11 protein-coding genes are annotated in these 12,614 nt (G+C 57.2%); 4 read left to right on the forward strand and 7 right to left on the reverse strand.

All coding sequences use genetic code 11. The features are described 5' to 3' along the window. Positions 1-12 precede the first annotated feature (12 nt). Both rstB and rstA read right to left on the reverse strand, forming a co-directional pair. On the reverse strand, positions 13-1,323 hold the full coding sequence (rstB, locus tag MXF20_RS03825; protein WP_325967729.1) for a two-component system sensor histidine kinase RstB: 1,311 nt from the start codon (positions 1,321-1,323) through the stop codon (positions 13-15). Further along, positions 1,323-2,045: a two-component system response regulator RstA gene (gene rstA, locus MXF20_RS03830; protein ID WP_325967730.1), complete on the reverse strand. Its 723-nt coding sequence runs from the start codon at positions 2,043-2,045 to the stop codon at positions 1,323-1,325. The genes rstB and rstA overlap by 1 nt, the downstream gene beginning before the upstream one ends. Before the next feature lie 176 nt (positions 2,046-2,221). Here rstA and MXF20_RS03835 point away from each other — a divergent pair, with 176 nt between their 5' ends. After that, the gene (locus MXF20_RS03835) at positions 2,222-2,635 is read left to right on the forward strand and encodes a hypothetical protein (protein WP_021506112.1); all 414 of its coding nucleotides are present in this window, start codon (positions 2,222-2,224) and stop codon (positions 2,633-2,635) included. Here the strand turns inward: MXF20_RS03835 and MXF20_RS03840 are convergent, their stop codons facing one another. Further along, positions 2,636-4,027, reverse strand: a complete 1,392-nt coding sequence (locus tag MXF20_RS03840) for a basic amino acid/polyamine antiporter (RefSeq protein WP_325967731.1) — start codon at positions 4,025-4,027, stop codon at positions 2,636-2,638. 206 nt (positions 4,028-4,233) lie between these two features. Continuing rightward, entirely contained in the window at positions 4,234-5,190 is a 957-nt protein-coding gene (gene ydgH / locus MXF20_RS03845; RefSeq protein ID WP_021506110.1) for a DUF1471 family protein YdgH, read from the reverse strand. Between the two features lie 537 nt (positions 5,191-5,727). On the opposite strand from ydgH, the gene pntA reads away from it, so the two are divergent. Together pntA and pntB are read left to right on the forward strand one after the other, a co-directional pair. Further along, positions 5,728-7,260, forward strand: coding sequence for a Re/Si-specific NAD(P)(+) transhydrogenase subunit alpha (pntA, locus tag MXF20_RS03850; protein WP_325967732.1), 1,533 nt, complete (start codon positions 5,728-5,730; stop codon positions 7,258-7,260). A gap of 11 nt (positions 7,261-7,271) precedes the next feature. Further along, positions 7,272-8,663, forward strand: coding sequence for a Re/Si-specific NAD(P)(+) transhydrogenase subunit beta (gene pntB / locus MXF20_RS03855; protein WP_325967733.1), 1,392 nt, complete (start codon positions 7,272-7,274; stop codon positions 8,661-8,663). A gap of 76 nt (positions 8,664-8,739) precedes the next feature. Here pntB and uspE read toward each other — a convergent pair whose 3' ends face one another. Both uspE and MXF20_RS03865 read right to left on the reverse strand, forming a co-directional pair. Further along, positions 8,740-9,696 carry a universal stress protein UspE gene (uspE, locus tag MXF20_RS03860; protein WP_262263839.1) on the reverse strand — a complete coding sequence of 319 codons (957 nt, stop codon included), beginning with the start codon at positions 9,694-9,696 and terminating at the stop codon, positions 8,740-8,742. 119 nt (positions 9,697-9,815) lie between these two features. Beyond that, the gene (locus tag MXF20_RS03865) at positions 9,816-10,568 is read right to left on the reverse strand and encodes an FNR family transcription factor (RefSeq protein WP_031279133.1); all 753 of its coding nucleotides are present in this window, start codon (positions 10,566-10,568) and stop codon (positions 9,816-9,818) included. Positions 10,569-10,865: 297 nt separating this feature from the next. Here MXF20_RS03865 and smrA point away from each other — a divergent pair, with 297 nt between their 5' ends. Further along, the gene (gene smrA / locus MXF20_RS03870; protein ID WP_325967734.1) at positions 10,866-11,432 is read left to right on the forward strand and encodes a DNA endonuclease SmrA; all 567 of its coding nucleotides are present in this window, start codon (positions 10,866-10,868) and stop codon (positions 11,430-11,432) included. Here smrA and MXF20_RS03875 read toward each other — a convergent pair. Further along, the gene (locus MXF20_RS03875) at positions 11,429-12,349 is read right to left on the reverse strand and encodes a LysR substrate-binding domain-containing protein (RefSeq protein ID WP_325967735.1); all 921 of its coding nucleotides are present in this window, start codon (positions 12,347-12,349) and stop codon (positions 11,429-11,431) included. The genes smrA and MXF20_RS03875 overlap by 4 nt on opposite strands. Positions 12,350-12,614 lie beyond the last annotated feature (265 nt).

Consider the following 12,614-nt stretch of genomic DNA (forward strand, 5'->3'; position numbering starts at 1 on the left):
GTAACAAGCTCCTTATGAAGGTAAGCGCGGCGTAACGTCGCGCAGGGGGAGATCAACCGGCCAGCAGAAGCGCACGCAGGCACCGCCGAGGGGACTGCTCTCAATCGAGACCTGTCCCTGCAGCGCCAGGGCAATAGAGTGCACAATCGCCAGGCCGAGGCCGCAGCCGCCGGTAGCGCGATCGCGGCTGGGATCAAGCCGCACAAAGGGCTCAAAAACCCGCTGACGTTCGTCCGGCGGGATGCCCGGACCGTCATCTTCAACCTGCAGATTGCCGGTGGCACCGTCAAACCACAGGCTGACGCGCAGCCGCTGCTGCGCATAGCGCAGGGCGTTGTTGACGAGGTTATCCAGCACGCGCTCCATCAGGCGCGTATCCGCCGCGCCGATGTTCTCCAGCTGCGGGATATCCAGCGTAATCTGCGTCTGCGGATTCATGGTCTGCACATCGGCAATATGCACGCGTAGCCACTGAGCCAGATCGAAAGATTGCAGATTGAGGTCAACGCGCGGCCGGTCGAGGCGCGCATAGGTCAGCAGCTCCTCAATCAGGCTCTCAAGCTGGCCGACATCCCGGTTCAGCGCCGCCGACTCTGCCGCGCTGAGGTTCTCACTCATCTCCAGCCGGTAGCGCAGCCGCACCAGCGGCGTACGCAGCTCGTGCGCAATGCCGTCAATCAGCTGTTTTTTACTCGCCACCAGCGTGTTGATGTTGTCCGCCATCTGGTTAAACGCCACGCCGAGGCTGTGCAGGCTGGAGGTGTTTTCAAAATGGGTACGTACGTCCAGCTCGCCGCGACCGAAGCGCTGGGCCGCTTTCTCCAGTCGCTGCATTTCCTGCCAGTGCGGGCGCAGCCAGATAAACACCGGCAAGGCCAGCGACATGCCAATAAATGCCATCAGCGCGATGTCGAGAATACGCATCTGGTGCATATAAAACAGGTACGGGATCGGCCCGACCGACAGCACATAGTGACTGCGTGGAATGTGCTGCAGGAAGGTGTACTGATCGTCAAGCGCCACGATCTCACCGGCGCGCAGCCGCTTCATGTCGGCTTCGCCCAGCTGATATTTGCTCATCGGTTCGATGTGCAGTTCAAAAGACAAATCGAGATCGAGGTTGCGGATGGTTTTATTCCAGTCGCGCGGTGGGATCTCACGCAGCTCGCTGCGCATCAGAAACAGCGAGCTGGCCATCAGATCGTTCATCGACTGCCGGCCGGCGCGCTCGGCGGTGAATTTGTACACCAGGCCAACCAGCAGCGTCATCACCAGAAAGCAGACGAACAGCAGCAGATAGAACTGAATAAAGAGCTTTCTCATCAGGAACGGGTATCCCAGGCCTGCGGCGCAAACAGATAGCCTTTGTTGCGGATGGTTTTGATGCGGAACGGCTCGGTGGCGCTGTCGTAGAGTTTCTTGCGCAGCCGCGAGATGGCGACGTCAATGCTGCGATCCATGCCGTCATAGCTTACCCCGCGCAGGGTTTTCAGCAGTGCGTCACGATCGAGAATCTGTCCGGCGTGATTAGCCAGCTCCCACAGCAGGTCAAAATCGGCGGTGGAGAGAGTGATGGGTTCGTCGAACAGGATCACCTGGCGGTTGAGCGCATCAATGGTCAGTGAACCAAAACGCAGTACCTTTTGCGAGCTCTGCACGGCGGGCGCGGCTTCCGGTTTGGCCACGTGCGCCTGGCGCAGATGCAGGCGCAGGCGTGCCAGTAATACCGCGGGCGGCGTGGTTTTCAGAATGTAATCATTGGCGCCCATCTCCAGCGCCAGAATGTGGTTCATGTCGCTGTCGAGCGAGGTCAGCAGCACAATCGGTCCCTGCCAGTGGGCGCGTAAGTCGCGGCACAGCGTCATCCCATCTTTGCCGGGCAGCATGATATCCAGCAACACCAGATCCGGATCGGCGGCGAGAATGGTCGCTTCGGCGCGGTCGCCGCGCGTCTCAACCAGCACTTCAATATCGTGGCGGCCAAGATAAGCCGCAATCAGTTCGCCGACTTCCGGCTCATCTTCCACATAGACAATTTTGTTCATAATGCTCTGTCATGGCTGAGAATGTCAGCAGCATAGCTTTTCCTGGTCCTGAGCTCTACGCTACCGCACGAATTATCCTTGTCTTACTGGTATGTACACCGTGAAATGTGCCATTATTACCGGCGCGTTCTGGCGCAAGGTTCGGAATCGTACTGAAAAACAGGAGGAGTGCGAGGGTGTCTGATAAAGAGCTGGCTTCAGCCGGATACAGTGACCGCATCTGCTTCAACTACAGTGACTTCCTTTCCGCTTCCTGCAAAAAACGCTGGAGCTTCGTCGACGCCATTTACGGCGTGATGCCGATTTTTGGCATGGTGACGCGCAAGTCCGGGCACAGTTTACAGGCCAGCGACGACCATCTGAAAGAATTAGCATTACAAATCATTTCAACCCAGGTCAGCGACGAAATTAACATCGCCCGACTGATTACCCTGGCCGAACAGCAGCACATCAGCCGCTTCGATATTCAGCTGCCTTATCCGCTGTCCGCTGAGCAGCTTGACGCTATCCATCTGGAATACCGCAAGCCGCTCAATCTGACACAGCAGAACGATCTGCTGTGCGTCTCTATTCCGTTACAACCGCACTGATTAGCGCGTCAGCTGCCACAGCGCGGGCAGCGAGGCAGCGACCAGCAGCACGATAGCGATGCGCTCCAGCGCCCGCAACGGCTGATCGCCGCGCCCGCCACGTCGCGCATACAGGAACAGCAGCAGACCCGGCGCGTAAAGCACCACCGATAACAGCAGATGCAGCGGCCCCGAAGCATACAGCAGCCACAGCCCGTAGGCGCTGGCACCGAGGCCCGTCAGCAGGGCCAGCGGTTTATGCTGACCGCGCACCACTTTCACCAGAAACAGACCGACCAGCAAATAGGGCACGAGGATCATTTCTGAGGCGATGGTCAGCAGCGTGTTGTAATCCGCGCCGGTAACCGCAATCAGAATCAGGCACACCTGCACGCTACCGTTGGTCAGCCACAGCGACGCCGCCGGCGCGTTATGGCGGTTCTGCCGGGCGATGCTGCGCGGAAACGCGCCCTGCTGTGCGGCGAGGAACGGGACTTCTGCCGCCATGATGGTCCAGCTGAGGTAGGCACCGCATACCGAGATAATCAGGCCGACCGCAATCACCGCATCGCCCCAGTGGCCGATCAGTCGCTCCATCAGGCCAGCCATTGATGGATTGCGCATCTGCGCCAGTTCCGCACGCGGCACCACGCCAAGCGACAGCAGCGTCACCAGCAGATAGACCAGCAGCGCGGCCAGCACCGCCAGCAGCGTCGCGCGCCCGACATCTTTTTTGTGCCGCGCGCGGGCGGAGACCACCACCGCGCCTTCCACACCAATAAATACCCACAGCGTGATCAGCATGGTTTGTTTAACCTGCTGCCACAGCGGCTGGCCGAGCGCGATACCGTCAAAATCAAAACGGAAGCGATCGTAATTAAATGCCAGCAGCGCCAGCACCACGAACAGCAGCAGCGGCACCAGCTTGCCGAGCGTCGCCAGCAGGTTGATGCTGGCGGCCGTCTGGACGCCGCGCAGCACCAGCCAGTGCACCAGCCACAGCAGCACGGAAGCGCCGAGCATCGCCTGCCAGGTGTTGCCATCGCCAAACACGATGCGATCTGGCGTATCGGTAAAGAAGCTCAGCGCCGAGAACACAATCACCAGATACGAGACGTTGGCAATTACCGCGCACAGCCAGTAACCCCATGCCGAGCAGAAGCCGGTCAGCTCGCCGAAGCCGGCGCGCGCGTAGGTGAAGATACCGCCATCCAGTTCCGGCCGCAGGCGCGTCAGCAGTAACATCGCCAGCGACAGAAAAAGGATACCGACGCCGGTGATCAGCCAGCCGATCAGCAACGCGGCCGGACCGGCAACCGCCGCCATATTTTGTGGCAGGCTAAAGACGCCCGCGCCGAGCATCGAGCTGAGCACCAGCGCAGTGAGCGCGCTAAGACCTAATTTTTTATCCAAAACGCCATTCCTGAGCAGCAGAGTGTGCTGGGTAGTGGTTGTTCCGACAGAGTGTAACGTGGCAATCAGCCAACTTTAAAACGGAATACCCTGAAAACAGGCGGCAGATTTTACGGAGAGCGCACGGGGAAGGCAATGCAAGACTATGCAGATTTGCACACGGATTATGCAAACGGCAGGGCGACGGACGCCGCCCTGCGCGCGGATTACTTAAACAGGTCAGCGGTGACGGTCAGGTTGCCGCCGCTCTGGTTCTGCCACTGGCGCGTAATGTGATAATACTTCGCGCCTTTGGCGATGGCGCGTTTGCCCACGGCTTCTGAGATCTCGGTTGGCGTACCGAAGTGATCGGAGAAGGAGATGGTGTCAAACGGCTGCATCTGTGCGGCCGTGATCGCATTAACTTCCTGCACGCTGCGACCATCCGGCTGCGTCACAGTATAACGCTGACCGGTAGAGCTTTGGGTTTCAAAGAAACGACCCACGCTGGTGCTTGGCGTATCTGAGGAAGCAACACCAGGGATTGCCACTTTCTTCGCCGCTGCGCCGCCCGCAGCCAGGGCTGCTTTACCGGCTTCTGAGTCAGCCGGAATGGAGTCAGACGTATCCTGCACCACGCGCGCTTTGGCATCGGCTTTATACACGTAAGCGGTCACGTACTGGTTGCCACCGTTGTTAGCATCCACCTGACGCACAATAAAGAAGGAGGCCGCGCCTTTATTTTTCGCCGCTTTAGCGATGGCTTCGTTCACGTCCGGCTGGCTGGAGAAGAAGCCGCTAACGGACACGGTATCAAACGGTTCCAGACGATAAGCTTCGGCTTTTGGCAGCTCTTTCACGCCGTTGAACATCCGGTATTGCGTGCTTTGCTCCACTTTAGCCGCGTTGGCTTTGTACAGATCGGCGGTAACGCGCCAGTTGCCACCGTTACCGTTGCTGTCGTTGATGCCCTGCACATAGAAGGAGTCCGCGCCTTTGGCGTCAGCGGCTTTGGACACCGCGTCGGTCGCATCGCCAATTGCATTGAAACGGCCGCTAATATTAATACGTTCGAATGGTTTTAACGCGGCCGCTTGCTCTGGCGTCAACTCTTTGGCAGCAAACGCATTGGCTGCCAGCAGTGATAACAGGGTCGATGCCAGAATGGTGTTCTTCAGCTTCATAAAAATGATCCTTCGCCTTACGCAAATTGAGTACGAAAACGTGCTGGACTCTTGATGTATAACAGATTAGCCGCTGATTATTGCATGTAATAATCGGCCTGTCTCAGCCAATTTATGCGCATAAGATTGACAATCCCAGCATTTTATTCATCGGCCTGTCATCTTTCGCTGCTATGGCTTTTTTTTGTTCTGCTTACCGCTTTAACGGGTAACGCTTAGTACTATAATAGTTAAAGCATTGTTAAATAAAGGTTTTTAAAAACAGTAAATGCGGCATGACACGATTAGGCACAGCAGATTATTTTCCCTGGCGCCGCAAACCTGGTCGCATACCACGGTATTCATCCCTGACAGCTGAATATCTGAGTGAATGTCATAAGTGTGCGTTATGGCGCTAGATCGTCCTGCGCATTTTCAGTAGGTTATAAAGACTTTGTTACATTGTGCATTTTGCTCATAAAAAGCTGAAACAGCGTTTCGGCTTTTGCGCATGTGCCACTTACAGACCTCCTCCTTTAATCATGGAAAGGAAACAGTATGTTAATTGGGATACCCAAAGAGCGGTTAGCTAACGAGTCCCGCGTCGCAGCGACGCCGAAGACCGTTGAGCAGCTCATTAAGCTGGGATTCAGCGTCACCGTTGAGCAGGGCGCCGGGTTGCGCGCCAGCTTCGATGATGAAAGTTTTATCGCCGCCGGTGCCAGCATCAGTAACACACAGGATGTCTGGCAGTCTGACATCGTGCTGAAGGTGAATGCGCCAGACGACAGCGAAATCGCGCTGATGCGCGCGGGCAGCACGCTGGTGAGCTTTATCTGGCCCGCGCAGAATCCGGCGCTGCTGGAGAAACTGGCCGCGCGCAACATTACCGTGATGGCGATGGATTCGGTACCGCGTATTTCGCGTGCGCAGTCGCTGGATGCGCTCAGCTCGATGGCGAACATTGCCGGTTACCGTGCGATTGTCGAAGCGGCCCATGAGTTTGGCCGCTTCTTCACCGGCCAGATCACCGCCGCCGGTAAAGTGCCACCGGCAAAAGTGATGGTCATCGGGGCCGGCGTGGCCGGGCTGGCGGCGATTGGCGCGGCGGGCAGTCTCGGCGCCATCGTGCGCGCCTTCGACACCCGTCCGGAAGTGAAAGAGCAGGTGCAGAGCATGGGCGCCGAGTTCCTTGAACTCGACTTTGAAGAGGAAGCGGGCAGCGGCGACGGTTACGCCAAAGTGATGTCCGAAGCCTTTATCAAGGCGGAGATGGCGCTGTTTGCGGCGCAGGCGCAGGAAGTGGACATCATCGTCACCACCGCACTGATTCCGGGCAAGCCGGCACCGAAGCTGATCACCGCAGAGATGGTCGCCAGCATGAAGCCAGGCAGTGTGATTGTGGATCTGGCGGCAGCCACCGGCGGTAACTGCGATCTGACCGTGGCCGATCGCGTCACGCTGAGCGACAACGGCGTGAAGATTATCGGTTACACCGATTTACCGAGCCGGCTGCCAACGCAGTCCTCGCAGCTGTATGGCACCAACCTGGTGAATCTGCTGAAACTGCTGTGCAAAGAGAAAAACGGCGAGATCACCGTTGACTTCGATGATGTGGTGGTGCGCGGCGTCACAGTGATCCGTGATGGCGAAGTCACCTGGCCAGCGCCGCCGATTCAGGTCTCTGCCGCGCCGCAGGCAGCGAAACCGGCCGCACAGCCGCAGGTAAAAGCCGCAGAAAAACCGGCTGCGCCGTGGCGCAAATATCTGTTGCTGGCGCTGGCGGTAGTGCTGTTCGGCTGCCTGGCCAACGTCGCGCCAGCGGAATTCCTGTCGCACTTTACCGTGTTCGCGCTCGCCTGCGTCGTCGGCTATTACGTGGTGTGGAACGTCAGCCACGCGCTGCATACGCCATTAATGTCCGTCACCAATGCCATCTCCGGCATCATTGTGGTGGGCGCGGTGTTGCAGATGGGCCACGGCGGCTGGGTCACTTTTCTGGCGTTTATCGCCGTCCTGATTGCCAGCATCAATATCTTCGGTGGTTTCACCGTCACCCAGCGCATGCTGAAAATGTTTCGTAAGAATTAAGGGGTAACAACATGTCTGGCGGATTAGTGACTGCAGCATACATTGTTGCCGCAATTCTGTTTATTTTCAGCCTGGCGGGGCTCTCGAAGCATGAGACCTCAAAGCAAGGCAATATCTTTGGTATCAGCGGCATGGCGCTGGCGCTGCTCGCCACCATTTTTGGTCCGCACAGCGGTAACGTGGCGTGGATTCTGCTGGCGATGGTGATTGGCGGTGCGATCGGCGTGCGCCTGGCGAAGAAAGTCGAAATGACCGAAATGCCGGAGCTGGTGGCGATTTTGCACAGCTTTGTCGGTCTGGCGGCGGTGCTGGTCGGGTTCAACAGCTACCTTGACCACGCACCGGGGCTGTCGGCGGTGATGGAAAATATCCATCTGACCGAAGTGTTCCTCGGCATCTTTATCGGTGCGGTGACCTTCACCGGTTCGGTGGTGGCGTTTGGCAAACTGCGCGGCAAGATTTCCTCAAAAGCGCTGATGCTGCCGCATCGTCATAAAATGAACCTGGCGGCGCTGGTGGTCTCGTTCCTGCTGATGCTGTGGTTTGTGCGCACCGACAGTACCGGTGCGCAGGTTGTTGCGCTGTTGCTAATGACGGTGATTGCGCTGGTGTTCGGCTGGCATCTGGTGGCGTCGATTGGCGGCGCGGATATGCCGGTCGTGGTCTCCATGCTCAACTCCTATTCGGGCTGGGCGGCGGCGGCGGCGGGTTTCATGCTGAGCAACGACCTGCTGATTGTCACCGGTGCGCTGGTGGGTTCTTCCGGTGCCATCCTGTCGTACATCATGTGTAAAGCGATGAACCGTTCGTTTATCAGCGTGATTGCCGGTGGTTTCGGCACCGACGTGAGCGGCGCCGGCGAGAGCGAAGAGACGGGCGAACACCGTGAAATCAGCGCGGAAGAGACGGCAGACCTGCTGAAAAACTCGAACTCAGTGATCATCACGCCGGGCTACGGTATGGCGGTCGCCCAGGCGCAGTATCCGGTGGCGGAGATCACCGAGAAGCTGCGCGCGCGCGGCATCAAGGTGCGTTTCGGTATCCATCCGGTCGCTGGTCGTCTGCCGGGACACATGAACGTGCTGCTGGCGGAAGCCAAAGTGCCGTACGATGTGGTGCTGGAGATGGATGAGATCAACGACGATTTCAGCGATACCGACACCGTGCTGGTTATCGGTGCCAACGACACCGTGAACCCGGCGGCGCAGGACGATCCGCGCAGCCCGATTGCCGGCATGCCGGTGCTGGAAGTTTGGAAAGCGCAAAACGTTATCGTGTTCAAACGCTCAATGAACACCGGTTACGCCGGGGTGCAGAACCCGCTGTTCTTCAAAGAGAACACCCAGATGCTGTTTGGCGATGCCAAAGCCAGCGTTGAGGGCATTCTGCGCGCGCTGTCATAAAACAAAAGGGCGGTGATATCACCGCCCTGACAAGCCTGAACCACCGGGGCGGCTCATCATGGCCGCCCCGTTTAATTTAATCTTCGTCATCTTCCTCATCGTCGAGGTCAATCGGCGATTTGAAATCATCCGGCTTAATCGCCAGCAAATCACAGCGAAGGTGGTCGATCACCTGTTCAGCGGTATTGCCAAGGAACGCGGCTGACAGACCGGTGCGACCAATGGTGCCGAGCACCACAACCCCGGCGTCGAGGTGCGCAGCAATGTCCGGGATGACTTCTTCCGGCAGGCCTTTTGCCACGTGAGTGAACTCTTCACCGATGGAAAATTTTTGGCGCAGCGCTTTCATCGCGACGAGGTGCTGGCCGCGAATGGCATCGTTGTAGACGCTGGGATCAAAATCCGGCAGTTCGATAGCAATGTTGATGGGCGTGACCGGATAGGCGCCCACCAGATGCACCTCCGTGTGATTCACCATTTCGGCCAGCTGCGTGGTTTCGCGGATCAGCTTCTGGTTGAGTTCATCATGATGCGGCTCCTCGCTGGCGAGGTTTACCGCCACCACCGCTTTGCCGCCTTCCGGCCACGGCTGATCTTTCACCATCCACACCGGGCACGGGCATTTGCGCAACAGGTGCCAGTCGGTGGGGGTAAAAATCACGGCTTCCAGACGGTCGTGCTGGTGCGCCATCTTCAGGACCAAATCGTGCTTATGCGCCAGCACTTCCTGGATGATGGCTTCATACGGCCGGTTGTGCCAGACCACTTTGATCTCGATTTCTACACCGGCCTCCAGATACGCCTGGGCCTGCTGGCGGATCCATTCGGTGCGCTGGCTGATCACCCCTTTGCGCATATTGGCGCGCTCGTCGGGCGACAGCAGGGTGGTCATTTCATAGGAGAAGTCATAGATAGGCAGGAAGGCTTTGATTTTTCCGCCGATACGTTGATTGAGATACACCGCACGCCGCAGCGCGGGCTGGTCGTCCTGCTGAGCATCAATCGCCACCAGAATATGCTGATACCGGGACATAAGGCACTCTCCTCAAACCAAAGCAAAGTTGGATTAAAGATAGCCTAAGATGGCGCAGGGCAGAAGCGGAAAAGTTGTTGCCGGATCAATAAAATAACTTTTATTGACCCGGCAGGCGATTACGCTGCCTGATCGGTCTGGCCGGCCAGTTCAGCCAGCAGCGCGTGGTTTTCGATGGTGATATATTTGCCTTTCACCGCCAGCATCCCGCTTTTCTGAAAACGGCCCAGCAGACGACTGATGGTTTCGACGGTGAGTCCCAGATAGTTACCGATGTCGCCGCGCGTCATGGTCAGGCGGAACTCACGCTGCGAGAAACCGCGCTGGCCGAAGCGACGCGACAGGTTCCAGATAAACGCCGCCAGACGCTCTTCCGCGTTTTTCTTCGACAGCAGCAGGATCATGTCCTGATCGCCTTTGATCTCGCCGCTCATCAGACGCATCATCTGCTGCCGCAGCGCCGGCATTTTACCGGACAGGTCGTCGAGGGTCTCAAACGGGATTTCACACACCATCGCCGTTTCCAGCGCCTGCGCAAAGCTGGGATGATGCGCGCTGACGATGGCGTCGAAGCCCACCAGATCGCCGGCCAGATGGAAACCGGTAATCTGTTCATCGCCCTGTTCGGTAATGGTGTAGCTTTTGATGGTGCCGGAACGAATGGCATAAAGGGATTTCAGTTCATCACCGGCTTTGAACAGCGTCTGGCCTTTCTGAATCGGCTTTTTGCGTTCAATAATATTGTCCAGCTGATCCAGTTCGTGTTCGTTCAGCGTGAAGGGAATACACAACTGGCTAATACTGCAATCCTGACAGTGGATGGCACAACCGCCAGACTGAATTCGTCGAATGCTGCGTTTTTCCGGGATCATATAGGTACGCTCGATGATTATTGACTGTCGTCAATTTTAACATTTTTCTTTGTCATGTGAACTCATCCGAGCAGTAATAATGATCAAAACCGCACAAATGCTGGGTATTCGCGGCTTTGATGTCTGCCGATTACCTGCTGGTTTTTGATCTGGAACGTTTTCTTTCCATATTTACATCCGGACACAACCTGATGCAGCGCAAAAAGTGCCGGGTGTGATAGCCGTTAACCTTTGCTACTCTTGTGCTTGCGGGTGGCATGTTGCGCCCGCTTCACCACCAGGCGTGAGGAAAACACCATGAACCTTGATGATGACGACCTTTTCCGCGATGCCATGGGTGATGTCACGCCGTTAAAAGATTGCGCCAACACCCAGTGGCTGCGCGCGCCGTCGACCAAAGCGCCGCGCCCGGCCGTGCGTGACGACGCACCGGAAAACTTCCTGACGCGCGGCTTTCTGGAGATCATCCCACGCGATACGCCGCTGGAATATAAAGCCGACGGCATTCAGCAGGGCGTGCTGGACAAGCTGCGCCTGGGTAAATATACGCTGGACGCCAGCCTCAACCTGCTACGTCAGCCGGTGGAGACCTGCCGGCAATCGCTGTTCAGCTTTATGTTAGAGGCGCGCAAGCAGGGGCTGCGCAATCTGCTGATCATTCACGGCAAAGGGCGGGATGATGAAGCGCACGCCAATATTGTGCGCAGCTACGTGGCGCGCTGGCTGCGCCAGTTTGACGACGTTCAGACCTTTTGCAGCGCGCAACCGCAGCACGGCGGCGCAGGCGCGTTATATGTCGGCCTGCGCAAAACCGATCGCGCGCGCCTCGACAATCGTGAACGCCACGCCAAACGCAGCCGTTAGCTGTGAAATTTGCGGATGGTGGCCATCAGCACTTCCGCGCTGAGTGAAAGCGGGTGGCCGCTGCGGGTGATAATGCCCACCGGTTCGCCAGGTCCGGGCGATGCAATCGGCAGCGCGCTCAGAGCATTGTGGCTCAAATCTTCTTTGACCGCGCCGGATGGCACAAACCATACATAGTCATAACGCAGCGCCAGCTGGCGGGCCAGCGAAGTGGAAGAGGTTTCGACACAGTTGCCCGGCAGCGAGCAGCCTTGCTCATCCAGCATGTGCTGAGCGATACGTCGCGGTGCGGTGCCTTCCGGCGAAATCACCACCGGCCACTGCATGGCGCGGGACAGAGTGACGTTGTCACTCAGCAGCGGGTGTTCCGGTCGCACCACCAGTTTGAGCGACTCCAGAAACAGCAATTCATAGGTCAGGCCGGTCATCATCTCACTGTCCGCCATGCGGCCAATGCCAATGTCAAACTCCCCGGCACGCAATCCCGCCAGCAGCACATTATTGTGCAGCGTGGCTACCTGGACCGTGGTGTTGGGCTGCTGTTCATGGAAGCGATCGAGAATCTGCGGCAGCATGCCCATCGCGGCCGTAGTCAGCGCGCCGAGGCGAATCACCACCGGACGCCCGGTTACCGGCGAATTAAAGCTTTGTCCGGCATGATTGAGTGCATCCAGCACCTTTACCGCGTGCGTCAGAAACTGTTCACCCAGCGTAGTAAGTTGCGCGCCGAGTCGGCCACGCTCAAACAGCCTTGCTCCCGCCAGTTCTTCCAGCTCGTTCAGCGTTTTTGACAGGGCCGGCTGACTAAGATTCAGGGTTTCTGCTGCCCGACCCAGCGTGCCCTGTTGCGCGACCGCAACAAAGGTATGTAAATGGCGCAGACGAATGCGCTGATTAAAAAGATGATTTTTGTCCATAAGCGCCAGCGTAATGAGGAAGAGCGACCTGCGGCAAGTAGCCAGTCAAGAATCTGTTAACTTACCTGCAAAATTATATTAACAAAAACGCTTGCGCTGCCAGTGATAAGTAACTGGCTGTATTCCCTGGTTTTATAAAAAAAAAACCGGCAGACCACTTTTTACTCACGAATACGATCAATAAGTTAGCAGGTTAAATGTTGAATAATTCTCAATTTCACTTAAAAATGCTGCCCGTTAATGTTAACGATGCGCTATCATAAGC

The organism is Pantoea dispersa, from assembly GCF_035783935.1.
In the GTDB taxonomy this organism is placed as follows: Bacteria; Pseudomonadota; Gammaproteobacteria; order Enterobacterales; family Enterobacteriaceae; genus Pantoea; species Pantoea dispersa_C.